The sequence below is a fragment of the Salinisphaera sp. S4-8 genome, from assembly GCF_040361235.1.
In the GTDB taxonomy this organism is placed as follows: Bacteria; Pseudomonadota; Gammaproteobacteria; order Nevskiales; family Salinisphaeraceae; genus Salinisphaera.
On the sequence record NZ_APNF01000012.1, the window covers coordinates 1 to 17,130 of the forward strand.

Sequence of the window (17,130 nt, forward strand, 5' to 3'; positions counted from 1 at the left end):
CCACGTGACCAATCGTGCCGACGTTTACGTGCGGCTTGTTACGCTCGAATTTTGATTTGGACATTACTCGCCTTTCGTCGTTGTTGCCGTGAGTTCAACTCGCCGTAGCCGCGACGCCAAAACGCATCGCGCGCCGACCACGCCATTGCATCGCCGGCAATACTGGAGCCCATGACCGGACTTGAACCGGTGACCTCTTCCTTACCAAGGAAGTGCTCTACCGCTGAGCTACATGGGCCACAAATTGTCGATTCGCCAAGCGAATCTCAAACTGGAGCGGGCGACCGGGATCGAACCGGCATCATCAGCTTGGAAGGCTGAGGTTCTACCATTGAACTACGCCCGCGCTGCCAACCACCCGACTGTCGCCAATCCCGGCGCTTCCTGCAAGGGCGCTGCCTGGGGTGCCGACGTACCCGCAAAAACCGGACAACCATAGTCGATCATAGGAACGCTTCAGGGAGGCAGGCTATTCAGCGCTATGCGACCGCTCTCGGCGGTGCCGCCACTCGTCGAACCGCTATCGGCTCGAAAACCACCTACAACTCTTGCGTACTTCTAACCGCCTTCAAGCCGACCGAATCTTGCGAGCTTCAGATTTCATGGTGGAGGGAGGAGGATTATTCGCGCCTGCGGCGCTCACCCTACGGGCCGGTCGCGTGCCGCGACCGTTCTCGGTCGCTTCGCGCCCTCGTCGAACCTCTAACAGTTCGAATCCTTCCTCGGTCCGGCTTTTTGTTCGCCGCGACCACCAGTTATTGCCACTTACCTCTATTGTTCAAGTGGTGGAGGGAGGAGGATTCGAACCTCCGAAGGCTGAGCCGACAGATTTACAGTCTGTTCCCTTTGACCGCTTGGGTATCCCTCCACAAACGAGCCGCGCATTGTTCGCAATCGAAACCTGATTGTCAACCGCAAAAAAGCAATCGTTTGCCGCATTTCAGCACGTATGATGATCATGATACGCGAGTCGGCAGTCACAACAGGCGACGAGAGCGGGCGTATGGATATAAAACAGCTGCAATATCTGGTCGCGCTGGCCGAGGAACGCCACTTCACGCGCGCGGCGGAACGCTGTCATGTGACCCAGCCCACCCTGTCCGGGCGCATCCGGCAACTCGAACAGGAACTGGGCGTGCCGATTGTCGAGCGCGGTCAGCGCTATCACGACCTGACACCGGAAGGCCGGCGCGTGCTGCAGTGGGCGCAGGCGATCCTGCGCGACTGTGCGGCCATGAATGAAGGGCTGACCGTGCTCAAGGGCGGCCTGGCGGGCCGGCTGTCGCTGGGTGTGGTGCCCTCGGCGTTGCCAATGGTGGTCGCACTGACACAGTCCATGCGCCGCCGCTACCCGAAAGTGGCCTTCGCGATCTATTCGCGCACCTCCGACGAGCTGCTACGCGATATCCAGGACTTTCGCCTCGATGCCGGGATTACCTATCTCGACAACGAACCCGTCGAGCATATGACCACGCTCGACCTCTATGCCGAACGCTACCGGTTGTTCGTGGCCCAAGACCACCCATGGACGAACCGGCGCAGCGTGACCTGGCGCGAAGCGGCGGAGGAGCCGCTGTGTCTGCTCACGCCGAATATGCAGAACCGGCGCATCATCGACGAGATCTTTGCGCGCACGCACAAGACGCCGGTCGCGCCGGTCGAGACCGATTCGATCGTCAATGTCTGGGCGCATATCAAATTCGCGGGCCTGAGCGGGATTCTGCCGGAGTATTTCAGCGAGCTGCTTGCCCCGGATACGTCGATCCGCTCGATCGCGCTCGATGATATCGACAGTACCCACCGGGTGGGCCTGGTTACGCTGGAACGCGACCCACTCTCACCGATGGTGGCGGCCCTGTTCGAAACCTGCCGCGAAGGCGCGTTGTTTCCGTTGGCCGACAATCGCGGCTGACAACGGCTTGATCACGCCGGCAGCGCCACCGCTTGCGTTCAAGCCGCCCTATCGAGCGCCAATGAACACGAAGATACGCAAACAAGGCGAACAGGCAGATCGCTCGAGGCGCGCACGCCAGCGCTTCGTACACGCTTTCTGAACCGCGACCTCATCAGCCAACCCGTCTTCAGGTCGCGCGACGCCCGATCTCCTGGCTCGCAGCCGGCTCGCCGGCGGCCGCCGTGCTCACGGTTTCGTCGCGCAGTGCGTTCACCGCGCTGTGCACGAGCGCATGCAGGCCGTTGCCGCCGTCGGCGACATAGGCGACCAGCTGGCGGCGCAGCCGCGGCTCCCAGAACTTGCGAATATGGCCGAGCACGCCCTCCTCGGCCCGCGCCTGGGGATACGCGCTGAAATACTGGGCGATCTGATTGGCCTGGCGCACCATCTTGTCGTTGTTCATCGCAAGCCTCCTCGTTGCGCGTGCAGCCGGCTACTCGGCCGGCTCCCATTCCGTATCGCCCGCATCAAAGCCGGCTGCCACGGAGTCGGGATGACGTACCGGTTGCTCACCGTCGATCTGCTGCTGTCGCTCGCGCATATCGATATAGCGGCGCTGCCATTCGGACAGGGTATTACAGGGCCGCACTTCCACCGCCGTCACCTTGTACTCGGGGCATTCGGTGGCCCAGTCGGAGAACTCGGTGGTCACCACGTTCGCCGCCGTTTCCGGAAAGTGGAAGGTGGTATAGACCACGCCGGGGGTCATGCGCTCGCTGACCTTGGCACGCAGGGTGGTTTCGCCCATGCGCGAGGCCACGGCCACGAGCGTGCCGTCCTCGATACCGCGCAGCTCGGCATCCGAGGGATGGACTTCCAGCCAGTCCTCGGCATGCCATAGTCGATTGGCGGTGCGCCGCGTCTGCGCGCCCACGTTGTACTGCGACAGAATACGGCCGGTCGTGAGCAGCAGGGGGAACCGGCGGTTCGCGCGTTCCTCGGTGGGCACGAAGGGCGTGAGCATGAACTTGCCCTTGCCACGCACGAAGTTGTCGACATGCATGACCGGCGTGCCTTCCGGCTTTTCGTCGTTGCAGGGCCACTGCACGCTGCCCAGCGCGTCGATCTTGTCGAAGCTCACCCCCTTGAAGGTGGGCGTGGTACGCGCGATCTCGTCCATGATCTCGGACGGATGGCGGTAATGCATCGGGTAGCCCAGCGCCTGCGCCAGCATCTGGGTGATTTCCCAGTCGGCATAGCCGGCCGGCGCGGTCTGGATCTTGCGTACGCGGTTGATGCGCCGCTCGGCGTTGGTGAAAGTGCCGTCCTTCTCCAGAAATGTCGAACCGGGCAGAAACACATGCGCATAGCTGGCGGTTTCGTTCAGGAAGATGTCCTGAATGATCACGCATTCCATGGCCGCCAGACCGGCGGCGATGTGCTTGATGTTGGGGTCGGACTGGAGAATATCCTCGCCCTGGATATACAGCCCCTTGAAGGTGCCGGCTGTCGCCGCGTCGATCATGTTGGGGATACGCAGGCCCGGCTCCGCGCCCAGGGTGACGCCCCATTCCTGTTCGAAGATCGCGCGCACGTTGGCGTCGGATACATGGCGATAGCCCGGCAACTCGTGCGGGAACGAGCCCATATCGCAGGAGCCCTGGACATTGTTCTGGCCGCGTAGCGGGTTCACGCCCATACCCGGCCGGCCGATATTGCCGGTGGCCATGGCGAGATTGGCCATGCCCATGACCATGGTCGAGCCCTGGCTGTGCTCGGTCACCCCGAGCCCGTAATAGATCGCGCCGTTGCCGCCGGTGGCATAAAGCCGTGCCGCCTCGCGCACCATCGCTGCCGGCACGCCCGTGTACTGCTCGGTGTTTTCCGGGCTGTTTTCCGCGCGCAGGATGAATTCACGCCAACCGTCGTATTCGTCCATGTCGCAGCGCTGCTCGACGAACACGCGGTTTTCCAGCCCCTCGCTCAAGATCGTATGCGCCATCGCATTGACCAACGCGACGTTGGTGCCGGGTTTGAGCTGCAGGTGATAGTCCGCCTGTACATGCGGCGAGCGCACCAGATCGATCGCCCGTGGATCGCATACGATCAGGCGCGCGCCCTGGCGCAGGCGCCGCTTCATCTGCGAGCCGAACACCGGATGGGCATCGGTGGGATTGGCGCCGATCACCAGAATCACATCGCATTGCTCGATGGAAACGAAGTCCTGGGTGCCGGCCGATGTACCGAAGGTGGAGTTCAGACCGTAGCCGGTCGGCGAGTGGCATACCCGCGCACAGGTATCGACGTTATTGGTGTTGAACACGGCCCGTGCGAGCTTCTGCACGAGAAAGGTTTCCTCGTTGGTACAGCGCGACGAGGTGATCGCGCCCAGTGCGCCGCTGCCGTATTCGTTGCGGATGGCGTTGATCCGATCCACCGAAAAGGCAATGGCCTCGTCCCAACTGACCTCGCGCCAGGGGTCGGTGATCTTGTCGCGCACCATGGGCTTGGTGATGCGATCGGGGTGATTGGTATAGCCCCAGGCAAAGCGCCCTTTCACACAGGAATGGCCCTGATTGGCCTTGCCCTGTTTGGCCGGGACCATGCGTACGACCTCATCGCCCTTGAGTTCGGCATTGAACGAACAACCCACGCCGCAATAGGCACAGGTCGTGGTGACCGAGCGCTCGGGCATGCCCATTTCGATGACGTCCCGTTCGATCAGGGCTTCGGTCGGGCAGGCCTGGATACAGGCCCCGCAGGACACGCATTCCGACGACAGGAAATTGTCGTCGTCCGTACCCGCGCTGATCATGGAAGCAAAGCCGCGCCCATCCACGGTGAGCGCGAACGTGCCCTGGACTTCGTTGCAGGCCCGTACACAGCGCGAACACACGATGCAGCGTGAGGCATCGAAGTCGAAATAGGGGTTGGACTCATCCACCGTCGTGAGCTGGTGGTTACGCCCCTTGGCATAGCGCACCTCGGTCACGCCCAGCCGGTCGGCGAGTTCGAGCAGCTCGTCGTCGCCGTGACCGTCCGGGGTCAGGCTCTCGCCGGGGTGGTCGGATAGATACAGCTCGACCACGCCACGCCGGATCTGATCGAGCTTGTCGGTCTGGGTGGAGACCTGCATGCCCTCCGCGACTTCCGTGGTACACGAGGCCGGATAGCCCTTGCGCCCTTCGATTTCGACCAGGCACAGCCGACAGGAACCAAACGGTTCGAGCATGTCCGACGCACACAGCTTGGGCACATCGATGCCGGACTCGATCGCCGCACGCATCACGGATGTGCCCTGCGGCACGGTCACCGGCTGGCCGTCGATCTCGAGCGTAACCTGGATATCGGACGTGCGCTTGGGCGTGCCGTAGTCGACGGGGTTCAGAGATGCCATGGCAACCTCCTCTCGTTATATTTTTGGCCAGCGTGATGCGCTAGCGGGCGACGGCCGCGGCCTCGCGGACGCCGAAATCCTCGGAAAAATGATTCAGGGCCGAGAGCACCGGAAACGGCGCCATGCCGCCATGGGCGCATAGCGAGCCGTTGATCATCGTGTCGCAGAGTTCGCGCAGCAGCGCGATATTGGCTTCGCGTTCGTCATCGGCGCGAATACGATCGATGACCTCCTGCGCACGCACCGACCCCACGCGACACGGCGTGCACTTGCCGCAGGACTCCAGATCGCAGAACTCCATCGCGAAACGGGCCTGCTGGGCCATGTCCACGCTGTCGTCGAAGACCACCACGCCGCCGTGGCCGATCATCGCCTTCTTTTCGGCCATTTCCTCGTAGCCCAGCGGCGTGGCGAAATGCGCCGCCGGCACGTAGGCGCCGAGCGGGCCACCCACCTGGGCCGTACGCACGGGCCGACCGCTGGCCGAACCGCCGCCCAGTTCGTTGATCAGGTGATCGAGCGTTACCCCGAACGGCATTTCGTAGAGCCCGGGACGGGCGACATTGCCGCACAGCTGAATGGTGAGGGTGCCGCGTGATTTGTTCACGCCCAGATCGTGGTAGTTGGCCGCGCCATGGGCCATGATCGCCGGTATGCTCGCCAGCGTAATCACGTTGTTGATGATCGTGGGCTTGCCCATGAAGCCCTGTACGGCCGGTAGCGGCGGCTTGAAGCGCACCAGCCCGCGCTTGCCTTCCAGACTTTCGAGCAGCGAGGTTTCCTCGCCGCAGATATAGGCGCCTGCGCCGATGCGCAGGTCGATATCGAACGCCTTGCCCGAGCCCAGCACATCGTCGCCGAGCATGCCTTGGGCACGCGCGACCTCGAGTGCTTGTCGAAGCACGCGCGCCGCGTCCGGATATTCGGAGCGCAGATAGATCAGGCCGTGTTCGGCGCCCACGGCCACGCCGGCGATCGCCATGCCTTCGAACAGCGTGAACGGGTCGCCTTCCATGAGCATGCGATCGGCATAGGTACCGGAGTCGCCTTCATCGGCATTGCAGACCACATATTTCGTCGCGGCCGCCGTATCGTGCACGGTCTGCCATTTGATACCGGTTGGGAAACCGGCCCCACCGCGCCCGCGCAGGCCGGATTGCTTGACCGCATCGACGATCGCCTGACCGCTGTTATCCAGTGCCGCGCGCAGACCCGCACTGCCGCCGTGGGCCACGAACGCCGGCCAGTCGGCCGGCTCGATCACCCCGCAACGCGCAAAGGTGAACCGCCGCTGGCCCTGCTCATGTAGCAGATGGTCGATATCACCGACATAGGCCGGATGCGATTCGTAATCGCCGCGGGCCAACTGTTCGGCGAGCACGGGCACGTCGCTCGCCTCGATGGGCCCGAAACCGATCCGCCGGCCGGCGTGCTCGATCTCGACCAACGGTTCCAGCCAGTACAGCCCACGTGAACCGGTGCGAATGATCTGGGCATCGGCCAGCGCGTGTTCGAATGCTGCCGCGGTTTCGTTGGCGCCGATGGAAACCGCCGCACTATCGGCCGGAATAAAGAGCTTCATGACGACACCTGCACGTCGGCCGGTGCGAACAGCGCGCCCACCCGCTCTGCGTTCATACGCCCGATCGTGCGCCCGTCGAACTGCACCGACGGCGCACAGGCACAGTTACCCAGGCAATACACCGCCTCAAGCTGCACATCCGCGGGCTCGGTTTCGGCAGCCGCGCTGGCGGCGGCCCATACATCGCGCCCGCCTACCGACTGACAGGCCTCGGCCCGGCAGACTTTCAGGGTATGGCGACGCTGCGGCTCGCGATGAAAATCGTGATAGAAGGTGACCACGCCGAACACCTCGGCGCGGGAGAGATTCAGCACATCGGCAATCTGGGCGATCGCCTCGTCGCTGACATACCCATACTGCGCCTGCACGTCGTGCAGAATCGGCAGCAGCGGCCCATCGCTGGCCTGGTGACGCGCACAGATCGCGACCACCGCCGGGTCGGCCTTGCCGTTACTCCTCGTCATCGCCTCAACCTTTTCTCGGTGCTTTGCTTTTCTTTTGCGCTGCTTGGCAACGCTTTGACGATTAGCAATACACCTGCCCGAATCGCTGTCAAATCGGCGCGCTCGATGGCTTAATCGATGCCAACTATGGTGCAAGGCAACACGTATACGCCCCGCACGGGGCGCGCCACGGCAACACAAGCCAGCCAAGGGATGAACCGCCGCAACCGCGCACCGCGGCAATCGGCGCAGGGGCCGAGCACGGCGGATGGTGAATCGGCGTTATACGACAAAAGTCGAAAGGCCCCGCACAGCCGTACGCCAGCCCGCGCGTAACGCGCAGCCGCAATGGGCAATAATCGAAACAGGAAGATGGAGCCGGCGACCGGGTTCGAACCGATGACCTGCTGTTTACAAAACAGCTGCTCTGCCAACTGAGCTACGCCGGCCTGGGGCAGACAGCGCAGCCAGCCGGGCCGCGCTGGCGCTCATTCTGCCGTGTACGCGGCCTGCTGGCTAGGGTTGCGAACGATGCGCCTGTATCGCCAGGCCTTCGAGCACGAGGTGCGGGCGCTGGCACCATCGTTGCGCCAGGTGCTCGGCGAGTTGCGCGGCGCCGCCGCCGGTCAGCAGCAGCCGGTCGGGGGCCAGTTCCGCAGCCGCATTGTCGAGCAGACTGATCGCGCTGCGCAGCGTGCCGGCTGCGATGGCGGTATCGGTATCGCGGGCCAGCCATACCGGCGCGGCGTCTTCACTGGCCGGGCGCAGCTGGGTCTGACGACGTAGCGCGCCGCGCATCGTGGCCACGCCCGGCGCGATCAGACCGCCACGATGTGCGCCCTCGGCATCGACGAAATCCAGGGTGAGCGCGGTGCCGGCATCGGCGATCAGTACGGAACCGTCGCCGCTGGCGCGGGCCGCGATACAGGCCATCCAGCGATCCACCCCCAGGCGTTGCGGTTCGTCATAGGCATTGGTCAGATCGTGCGCCTGGGTTGTACTTACGGCCACATGCACAGCGATGCCGCGCGCGTCGGCAAAGGCACGCAGCCGAGCCAGTGCCTCGGGCTGGGCGACACTCGATACATGCACGGCCTCAACCGGGGCGGCCGGCAGCAGCTCGATCCAGTCAGCGTGATCGGCACGCGCGACCACGCCGGTCTGGGCAAGCGCGGTGCCCTGCGCCAAGGCCCACTTGCAACGCGTATTGCCGATATCCACGACCAGGATCATGGCGCCAGCCGCAGGCTCACATCGCCGGAATAGACCGGCTGTATACCGTTTTCGAATTCGACCTGCAGCGCGCCGTCGACGGCGATACCGCGGGCGATACCCACACGCTCGCCCTGGCTTTCGATCACGCGTACCGGCTTGTCGCGCACGCCGTCGAAAGCCTGCCAGCGCGCCCGAAACATCTCGAAGCCCTGCGCTTCGAAGCCGTCGAGCGCCCGAATCAACGCCGCGAGCATGGCCGCAGCCAGACGATTGCGCGATGGCAGGCTCGGCATGTGATCGGCCAGCCGAGTCCAGGGCTGATCAATGCTTTCTGCTTGGGTCCGATTCATGGCGACATTCAGCCCCAGCCCCACAATCAGACGCGCCCGCGCGCCCAGCTCGCCGCGATGCTCGATGAGAATGCCGCCGAGCTTGTCGCCCCCCGCCCAGATATCGTTGGGCCACTTCAAGGCCAGATCCTGTGCGCCCAGATCGCGTAACGCCTCGACCACGCACACGCCAACGGCCAGACTCAGCGCGCCCAGCGGCGCGCGCGTACTGGCGACATCGGCCGCCAGCGACACGTAAAGATTGGCCCCGAACGGCGAGGCCCAGGGCCGGCTGGCCCGGCCACGACCCTGCGATTGATATTCGGCCAGACAAGCCTGCATGCCTGGCCCACCGCGGCGGGCGAGTTCGGCATTGGTGGAATCGATACGCTCGTGAATACTCAGCCCATCCAGGCGCGCGGCCGCCTCGCCGAGCGCATCACGCACGGCGTCTTCAGCCAGCAGCTCGATGGGCTCGGCCAGCCGATAGCCGCGCCCGGCCACCGAATGCACGACCAGACCCAATTCGCGCAGTTCGGCCACCCGCGCCGAGATCGCGGCCCGCGATACGCCCAGGGCCTCGGCCAGCGCCGGGCCGCGATGCCAGGCACCGTCGGCCAGCCGTTCGATGAGCGTGGCGCTGCTCAACGCCGGCGCCACATCACCCGCTCGAAGCGGTTCTCGCGCCCTTCACGCAGACGCTGAATGTTCTCGCGGTGGGTATAGAAAATCAGCACGGTCATGGCGATGACGAATACCTTGGCGGCCAGCCCCGCACTGGGGGCAAACAGCGTGGCGAGCGCGACACCCACCATGCCCAGCAGCGTGGCCAGGCCCACATAGCCGCTGGCCACGAGCGTAGCGATCCAGACCGCCAGACCCAGCAACAACGCGCCGGGCAGCAACGCCAGCAGCACGCCGATAAGCGTGGCCGCGCCCTTGCCGCCGCGAAAACCGAAGAACACGGGATAGACATGCCCGATCACCGCGGCCGCACCGCAGGCCAGCGCCATGGCGAACCCCAGACCACAGATCGCCGGCACCGCCAGCGCCGCAATCACGCCCTTGACCAGATCGAACACCAGCACGGCGGCGCCGTAGCCGCGCCCGCCGGTACGCAGGGCGTTGGTCGCCCCGGCATTGCCGCTGCCGCTGGTGCGCGGATCGGGCCGGCCGAAGGCGCGCGCGAGCAACAGGCTGCCCGATAGCGAGCCGATCAGATACGCCAGCGCCAGTGCCACGACGCCGATCAAAACGGTGCTCAAACTCATCGTTACCCCAGGTTCGTGTTCTGCGACACGTCCGCTTTTTCGCCCGGTGCCCGCCGGCCATACAGACGCGCGATATCGCGAGCATAGCAGCGTGCCACACGCCGACGGCGGGTCTTGTCGGTGGCCGTCACCAGATCGTTGGCCTGGCTCCAGCGATCGGTGGTGATCGCCACCCGCCGGATCTGGGCATGGGCCGGATAGCCCGCCAGTAGCCGGGCAAAACGTGCGATGAAGAAATTCTCCAGACGCGCACTGCTCAAACTGGCCGGGATATTCGAATCCAGCCCCAGGCGACGCATGACCGGCACCAAGGTATCCGCCGGGCAGCTCACGATCGCCGCGAGTACCGGACGCGCTTCGCCGACAACCACGGCCCGCTCGACCAGTTCGTCCAGGCGCAGCGCTTCTTCCAGCGGCTCGGGCGAGGCTTTCTCGCCCGTGGTCATGACGATCACCTCTTTCATGCGCCCGGTCAGATAAAGCCGGTTCTTGTCGAGCCGGCTGACCTTGTCGCCGGTATGCAGCCAGCCGCCGGCCGAGATGGTGCGTGCCGTGGCCTCGTCGTCCTGCCAGTAGCCGCGCATCACGCCCGCGCCGCGCACCAAAAGTTCGTTGTCGGGCCCGACCTTGGTTTCCACGCCGTCGAGCACGATGCCCACGCTGTCGATGGCGTTGTCGTGCAGCCGGTTGACGCTGACCACCGGCCCGGCCTCGGTCAGGCCGTAGCCCTGCAGCACCGGCACGCCCAGCCCCACGAGCGTACGTGCAACCGGGTATGGCAAGGCAGCGGCGCCGGAGACGGCATATTGCATGTCGGCGCCGAACAGACGCAGACAGCGCCGGGCCACGAAATAGCGCAGCAATGGCCAGAGCAGATGCCGGGCCCGGCGACGGCTGCGCCCTTGTTCGCGCTCGAATACCGACTCGCCCAGGGTGATGGTGAACGCCACCAGGCGGCGTACGAACTGCGGGCGCCGGGACAGCCAGCGGTTGAGCTCGATATAGAAACGCTCGTAGACACGCGGCACGCCGATGAGCGTGGTGATCGGCGCGCGTGCCAGGGTCAGGCCGAGAAAACGCGGATGCCGGCAGAAGGTGATCACGCCGCCGGTAATCATTGCCCGATAGGCATTGACCACGCGTTCGTAGGAATGCGGCAACGGCACGTAGGACAACGCATGCTCGTGCTCGATCACCGGCAGCGCATCCGCGCAGGCCTGGGCATTGAACACCAGATTGGCATGGGTGAGCATCGCGCCGCGCGCACGGCCGGTCGAGCCCGAGGTATAGACCAGACTCGCCAACGCGTCGGCCTCGACCGCGACGCCGGCACGATGCGCTTCCGCGGCGTTGGCCAGCGCCGTTTCCGCACCGCGAATACGCGTGCCAGGCTGGATGTCGCCGTTGAATACCAGCGCCGTTTCCAGCTGCGGGCAATCATCGGCTTCGAGAATACGCTCGACCCAGCGTGCCTTGACCGCGACCAGCACACGCGCGCCGCTGTCTTCGATCAGATGCGCATTGCTGGCCGGCGTATCCGCACAGAACAGCCCCACGGTCACGGCGCCGAGCGCCATGACGGCCTGATCGACACACAGCCATTCGGGGCTGTTGCGCAGCATGATCGCCACGCGGTCGCCCGGCTTGACGCCGGCCTCGGCCAACACCGCCTGCCAGCGCTGAACCCGGGCCGAGGCCTGGGCCCAGGTCAGGCTGATCCATTCATGCCGCTTGGGGCTGTAGAAACGATAGGCCAGCGCGTCGGGCGTACGCGCGACACGGGCGGCGAACAGATCGCAGAGCGTGTCTGCGTCCGCGGCGCCGATCCAGGATTCAGGCCGCTGCGTGGACACCTTGCAACCAGTTCGCACGGCGCGCATGGGCGTCCGGATCGGCTTGGCTATCGATACGCAGCTTCCATTCTCCTGCCGCATCCGCGGCTAACGTGACCTCGCGCAGCAACAGTTCGTCGCCCCGCAGCAGATGCATACGCACCACGGCCCCGGCCGGATACCGGCGCAGACGTTCGGCCAGGGTGGCGCCAACGACTTCCACGCCATCGAGCGCGACCAGCCGGTCCTGGGGCGATAGCCCCGCGGTCTGGGCCGCGCCGGCGTCGAAGACATGCGCCACCCGCGGCTGGGCTTCGCTGCCCACACGCAGACCCAGGCGACCCTGGATGAGCGCGGCATCGTCGCTGGCCGGCGCGAACAGCGCCTCGATACCGAAATAGCGCAGCCAGTCGGCCCAGGGCGCATCGATCGTGGTTTCCAGATGGGCGTCGACAAAATCCGACAGGTCCAGCCCCGACAGCTCGGCCGCCAGCGTGGCCAGCCCGTGTTCGGGCACCGGCGCGTCGTGGCGACCATGGCGTTGCCAGAGTTCGCGCATCACGTCGTCGAGCGCGAGCGCACCGTCGGTTTCCACCCGCAGTTTCAGATCGAGGCCGAGCGCGAACTGGGCGCCCTTGCCGTAATAGCTGACCACCGCATTGGGCGTGTTCTCGTCAGGGCGATAGAACTTCAGCCAGGCATCGAAGCTGGACTGGGCGAGACTCTGGCGATAACGCCCCGGCGTGCGGTCGATACGCGTGGCCAGCGTCGCCAACCGGTCGAGATAGCCCTGCTCGGAAATAAGCCCCGCGCGCACCAGTCCCAGATCGTCGTAATACGAGGTCACGCCTTCATAGGCCCACAGGTCGCGAAAATAGGCTTCCGATTGCAGATCGCTGGCAGCCACCGCCGCCGGGCGAATACGTTTGACGTTCCACAAATGAAAATATTCGTGGCTGCACAGCCCCAGCAACGTTTCATAGGCGCTGCTGCGCGTGGCCTGGCCGGGCTGCGGCTCGATACGCGCCGGCAGGGCATTGCGTGCGACCTGCAATACGCTGGACTCGCGATGCTCGAGCCCGCCGAAGCCGTTGGCCGTGATCTGGGCGAAGAACAGATACTCGCGCGCGGGCAATTCATCGAACACCGCGGCCTGGGCCTCGCAGACCTGGCCCAGATCGGCGGCCAGGCGCTGAGTGTCGGCATCATGGCTGCCCAGCAGCACGAAGGCATGGGGCACCCCGCGTACCGCGAAGCGCACATATTCCACCGCCGTGCCCATGGCCACGGGCTGATCGATCAGCGCCCAGTAATCGTCGGCCGTATAGACGCCGAAGCCACGGCTGTCGATGTCTTCGCCGGCCAGCGTGGTGACCACCTGCCAGTCGTCGATACCGACCGGCGCTTCGAGGGTGACACGACAACCATCGCGCTCGCGTCCCGCTGGGCGCAGCGCAAGCGAGGTGAAGTTGAAAAACGCCCGGGTATCGTCGAGGAAGGCCGCGCGTACCGATTCGTCGCGGGCATAGAACTCGCAGACCACACGCAAGCGTTCGCCGCCGGGCGTACAGCCCCAGCGCTGGCGATCGAGCGATACCACGTCGATGGGCTCGCCATCGCTTTCGGCCGCGATCGACAACAGATGCCGGGCGAAATCGCGAATGACATAACTGCCCGGAATCCAGCTGGGCAGCACCAGCTCGACAGGCGCGCCGGCTTCGACCGCGGTCTCCAGCACCACCCGCAGGCGATGGGCACCCGCTGCGACCGGCGTTACGATGTAATCCAGCGTTGGCATGCGTCGGGTCTTCGATTCGAAGGCGCGCAAGTGTACGCCCTCGCCGGGCTGCTGCCCATACAATGGCCTGTACGACGGCCTTTACGATGAATAGACCACAGATGGGGGCGCCGCCGATAGCGTGATCAGGGCGACGAGCGATCGTCGCGGGCGTATCCCCCAGGAGACCATTCCAGCTTGAGCCGGCCTGCCCTTCATTCGCGACAGCGCGGCGCGATCGCGATTCTCACGGCGGCTTTCATCGTCGCCGCGGTAGCGTTATTGACCTTCGCCGTCGATACCGGGCGCCTGTATGCCGCCCAGCGCAAGCTTGCCGCCAGTGCCAACCTCGCCGCGATCGAAGCCGCCCGTCAGGCCAGTGGCTGTCGCCGCGATCTGGGCAGCAGCGACGGCGCGGCGGCCGCGCGCGCCAGCCTGGCGGCCAACTATGCGCAACGCGCGGGCGAGGACATCCCCGTAGTCACGCGCTACGACGAAGGCTTTGTCGGCGTCGACGACGACCTCGGTCTGTATACCTTGAGCACGCGCGGCACCGGTCGGCCCGATGGCGTACGGCTGCAGGTGGTCGATCGCGGCTATGAGCCGCTGTTCGGCCTATTCGACAACGGCGATATCACGCTCACGGCCGCGGCGGGTGCGCGCAGCCAGCCACGCGCGGCACTGCGCTATGGCACCACGCTGGCGCGTATCGATCCTGCCCTGCTGGGCGATCTGCTGGGCACCGACATCGAGCTCGCCAGCGCCGGCGACCTGGCCGAAACGCGGGTGAATCTCGGCGATCTGCTGGGCATCGATCTCGGGGTGATCGAACCCGAGGATCTGCTCGACGTGCGTATTGCCACGGCGCTGGGCAATGTCTCGGCGCGCCTGGACGGGCTCGGACGCGGGGTGATCGCGGCGGTACTCGATCAGCTCGGCGACCAACCCCTGTCGGCCGTGCTGAGCCTGGCTGGGCCGGTGGGCCGGGATGCCTCGATCAGCCTGGGCAACCTGATCAATACCGTGGCCCAGTTGATCGCCGCCGATCGCGACACGCCGATCGCGCTCGATCTCGCCCTGCCCACACTGCCGGTGAATCTCGGCGGGGTCGCGGTGTCGCTTGCGCTGCTCGAACCGGCGCGCACGGTCATCGGCCCGGCCGGTACCAACGCGAGCGGGCGCTACTACACGCGGGTCGAATCGGCCCAGGTCGCACTCGGGCTCGATCTGCGGCTGGCGCTCGATGTGGGCGGCGTGGCCCTGGCGGAAGTCGTTTTGCCGGTATCGCTGCGCGTGGCCTCCGGCGAGGCGCGTCTCGAGCGTATCGACTGCGCGAGTGCACAACAGCCGTTCTATACCGTAACGGTCAGCGCCGACAGCGCTGCGGCCGAAGCCGCCATCGGCTCGCCGACGCCGGCCGGCGATATCGCCACCGGCGAGCGCGCGGCGATACGCATTGCGGGCATCACGGTGGCCGAAATCTTCAATCGAGCCAACCAGCGCTCGACGCTACTGGCGCGTACGAACCAGCGCGTGGTGTTCGACGATATCGACGATCTCGCGCGTCTACCGCTGACCCACGACGGCGATACGACCCTGCGCAGTGCCGATATCGCAGCCCTGGTCGACAATATCCAGCTCGACTACGTGATTCTCCCCGAAGCACCCGTGCTGGGCGAGATCGCCACCGGATTGACGCGCGCCGTTCTTGCCACGGCCATCGACGGGTTGGGCGATACGCTGACCGTGCTCACCGCCACCACCCTCGCGCCGATTCTCGACCCGCTGCTCGATAGCCTGGGCGTAAGTCTGGCCGCGCCCTCGCTCAGCCTGACCGAGCTGGAGCCGGGCACGCCCGTACTGTTCTGTGCCTCGGCAACGGACTGCGGGTTTTAGCGCTTCGCCGGTCAGCTAACGCCGACGAGAACCGGCCACCAGCGCCACGCCGCACATGATCAACGCCGTGCCCGCCAGCCGGCCGATGGTGATCGCCTCCTCGAGCGCCGGCCACAGGGCCGCCCCCAGATAGACCAGCACATAGCTCAGGCTCATCAGCGGAAAAGCGATGCTCAGATCCATGCGCGAAAGCACCTGCAGCCAGACCAGAATCGCGATCGAATAGACGCTCATGCCCAGCCAGACAAAGCCGATGCTCGACGGCGCGACGATGCCGCCCCACACCAGATTCGCGAACGCGGTCGGCGAGTCGATCGGCCCGAAGTCGAGCATGCCGCGGCGCATGCATAGCTGCCCGGCGGCCATCAGCGAGACCGACAACAGCAACAGCCCGATACTCACCCAGGATTTGCGCCGGACACCCAGCATTCAGGCTGCCCAGGCCAGCACGCCCACGCCCGCCACGATGAGCACGACACCGCACCAGCGTCGCTTGCCGACCACTTCGTCCATCGAAATCGCCGAATAAGCCACCACCACGACATAGCTCAGCGCGAGTACCGGAAACGCCAGGCTGACATCGATATGCGACAGGACCACGAGCCACAGGCAGGTCAAGATGACCTGGGTGCTCATGCCGGCGAGCACCAGCGGTTCGCGTAGCGGGCGCAGCCACACATGGCCGGCGCGGTCGTTTGCACAGCGCATCATGCCGTGCTTGAGCAGAATCTGGGCGAGGCTGGCCAGCCCCACGGCGAGCACCAGAAAGATCTGGGAAACGCTCACCAGCGCGCGACTTCGAGCCCCAGCCCGCCGACCTGATGGAACAGGCGCTTGGACGGACACACTGCCACGCCATTCTCAGCCCAGGACAACAGCGGCAGATCGGCATGCGAATCCGAATAGGCGGTCACCCCGTGGCCGTCTGCCGGAATGCCGTCGAGCGCCTTGAGACGACGCAGTTTCTCGTCATCGCGACAGTTCTCGCCGTCCATGCCCACCAGCCGGTCGCGGGCATTCCAGGCCACGCGGGTGGCCAGGACTTCGTTGATGTGCAGCTTTTCGGCCAGGCGCGCAACATAGATATCGAAACTCGCGGACGCCAGAATCACGCGCGCACCTTCGTCCTGATGCTGGCGCAGCTGGGCGACGCCCTGCTCGCGCATGGCGTCTTCGAGCAACTCGTCGACAAACCGATCGGCCCAGGCCTCGACGCGCTCGCGCGGCTGCCCGCCCACGAACGAGCGCAGCACCTGGGTCTTCACCCAGGTGCGATCGCCCCAGCGCCAGAACCGCAGCAGGTTCCAGGGCAGGCGCCAACTCGCACCGACGCTGCGCCGTTTGCGCTGGTAACGCAGATAACCGATCACGAAGGGCAGAAACGTGTCGTAGCGGGTAAGCGTGACATCGAGGTCGAATACGACGATGCGCTGCGACTCAGACAAGGCGTTCTCGTTTTATCGATTTGATTTGCTGCCAGCTTACGTCAAACAC

General features: G+C 65.3%; 14 protein-coding genes, 4 tRNA genes and 1 other RNA gene. 2 read left to right on the top strand and 17 right to left on the bottom strand.

Annotation, left to right across the window (positions count from 1 at the left end; translation table 11 throughout):
• Positions 1-163: 163 nt before the first annotated feature.
• The 4 genes from S4A8_RS15785 to S4A8_RS15800 form a co-directional block, all read right to left on the bottom strand.
• Positions 164-238 (bottom strand) — tRNA-Thr (locus S4A8_RS15785).
• A 34-nt stretch (positions 239-272) separates the two neighbouring features.
• Positions 273-346: transfer RNA gene (locus S4A8_RS15790), tRNA-Gly, on the bottom strand.
• Between the two features lie 257 nt (positions 347-603).
• A non-coding RNA gene (locus S4A8_RS15795) (RtT sRNA) lies at positions 604-738 on the bottom strand.
• A 45-nt stretch (positions 739-783) separates the two neighbouring features.
• A tRNA-Tyr gene (locus S4A8_RS15800) sits at positions 784-868 on the bottom strand.
• A 135-nt stretch (positions 869-1,003) separates the two neighbouring features.
• Here S4A8_RS15800 and S4A8_RS15805 point away from each other — a divergent pair.
• Positions 1,004-1,912, top strand: a complete 909-nt coding sequence (locus tag S4A8_RS15805; protein WP_353220872.1) for a LysR family transcriptional regulator — start codon at positions 1,004-1,006, stop codon at positions 1,910-1,912.
• A gap of 169 nt (positions 1,913-2,081) precedes the next feature.
• On the opposite strand, the gene S4A8_RS15810 is transcribed toward S4A8_RS15805, so the two are convergent.
• The 10 genes from S4A8_RS15810 to S4A8_RS15855 all read right to left on the bottom strand — a co-directional run bounded on the left by S4A8_RS15810 (position 2,082) and on the right by S4A8_RS15855 (position 13,761).
• Positions 2,082-2,357 carry a formate dehydrogenase subunit delta gene (locus tag S4A8_RS15810; protein WP_353180098.1) on the bottom strand — a complete coding sequence of 92 codons (276 nt, stop codon included), beginning with the start codon at positions 2,355-2,357 and terminating at the stop codon, positions 2,082-2,084.
• 30 nt (positions 2,358-2,387) lie between these two features.
• Positions 2,388-5,291, bottom strand: a complete 2,904-nt coding sequence (gene fdhF / locus S4A8_RS15815; protein ID WP_353220873.1) for a formate dehydrogenase subunit alpha — start codon at positions 5,289-5,291, stop codon at positions 2,388-2,390.
• Positions 5,292-5,331: 40 nt separating this feature from the next.
• On the bottom strand, positions 5,332-6,873 hold the full coding sequence (locus S4A8_RS15820) for an NADH-ubiquinone oxidoreductase-F iron-sulfur binding region domain-containing protein (RefSeq protein ID WP_353220874.1): 1,542 nt from the start codon (positions 6,871-6,873) through the stop codon (positions 5,332-5,334).
• Complete coding sequence (locus S4A8_RS15825; RefSeq protein WP_353180092.1) at positions 6,870-7,337, bottom strand: NAD(P)H-dependent oxidoreductase subunit E; 468 nt, start codon at positions 7,335-7,337, stop codon at positions 6,870-6,872. Before S4A8_RS15825 ends, S4A8_RS15820 begins: the two co-directional genes overlap by 4 nt.
• Positions 7,338-7,689: 352 nt before the next feature.
• Positions 7,690-7,765, bottom strand: a tRNA-Thr gene (locus S4A8_RS15830).
• 67 nt (positions 7,766-7,832) lie between these two features.
• The gene (locus S4A8_RS15835; protein WP_353220875.1) at positions 7,833-8,549 is read right to left on the bottom strand and encodes a type III pantothenate kinase; all 717 of its coding nucleotides are present in this window, start codon (positions 8,547-8,549) and stop codon (positions 7,833-7,835) included.
• Complete coding sequence (locus S4A8_RS15840; protein WP_353220876.1) at positions 8,546-9,520, bottom strand: biotin--[acetyl-CoA-carboxylase] ligase; 975 nt, start codon at positions 9,518-9,520, stop codon at positions 8,546-8,548. The genes S4A8_RS15835 and S4A8_RS15840 overlap by 4 nt, the downstream gene beginning before the upstream one ends.
• Positions 9,505-10,131 carry a glycerol-3-phosphate 1-O-acyltransferase PlsY gene (gene plsY / locus S4A8_RS15845; RefSeq protein ID WP_353180086.1) on the bottom strand — a complete coding sequence of 209 codons (627 nt, stop codon included), beginning with the start codon at positions 10,129-10,131 and terminating at the stop codon, positions 9,505-9,507. The genes S4A8_RS15840 and plsY overlap by 16 nt, the downstream gene beginning before the upstream one ends.
• Before the next feature lie 2 nt (positions 10,132-10,133).
• On the bottom strand, positions 10,134-11,984 hold the full coding sequence (locus tag S4A8_RS15850; RefSeq protein ID WP_353220877.1) for an AMP-dependent synthetase/ligase: 1,851 nt from the start codon (positions 11,982-11,984) through the stop codon (positions 10,134-10,136).
• On the bottom strand, positions 11,965-13,761 hold the full coding sequence (locus S4A8_RS15855) for a M61 family metallopeptidase (protein ID WP_353220878.1): 1,797 nt from the start codon (positions 13,759-13,761) through the stop codon (positions 11,965-11,967). Before S4A8_RS15855 ends, S4A8_RS15850 begins: the two co-directional genes overlap by 20 nt.
• 177 nt (positions 13,762-13,938) lie before the next feature.
• Here S4A8_RS15855 and S4A8_RS15860 point away from each other — a divergent pair, with 177 nt between their 5' ends.
• Positions 13,939-15,636 (top strand): pilus assembly protein TadG-related protein, encoded by a 1,698-nt coding sequence (locus tag S4A8_RS15860; RefSeq protein WP_353220879.1) that lies wholly within the window; start codon positions 13,939-13,941, stop codon positions 15,634-15,636.
• A 15-nt stretch (positions 15,637-15,651) separates the two neighbouring features.
• Here S4A8_RS15860 and S4A8_RS15865 read toward each other — a convergent pair whose 3' ends face one another.
• From S4A8_RS15865 to S4A8_RS15875, 3 genes are read right to left on the bottom strand one after another with little or no spacing between them, the layout of a single operon-like run.
• Complete coding sequence (locus S4A8_RS15865; RefSeq protein ID WP_353220880.1) at positions 15,652-16,065, bottom strand: DMT family transporter; 414 nt, start codon at positions 16,063-16,065, stop codon at positions 15,652-15,654.
• Positions 16,066-16,422 carry an EamA family transporter gene (locus S4A8_RS15870; protein ID WP_353220881.1) on the bottom strand — a complete coding sequence of 119 codons (357 nt, stop codon included), beginning with the start codon at positions 16,420-16,422 and terminating at the stop codon, positions 16,066-16,068.
• Positions 16,419-17,081 carry an HAD-IB family hydrolase gene (locus S4A8_RS15875; RefSeq protein ID WP_353220882.1) on the bottom strand — a complete coding sequence of 221 codons (663 nt, stop codon included), beginning with the start codon at positions 17,079-17,081 and terminating at the stop codon, positions 16,419-16,421. Before S4A8_RS15875 ends, S4A8_RS15870 begins: the two co-directional genes overlap by 4 nt.
• Positions 17,082-17,130 lie beyond the last annotated feature (49 nt).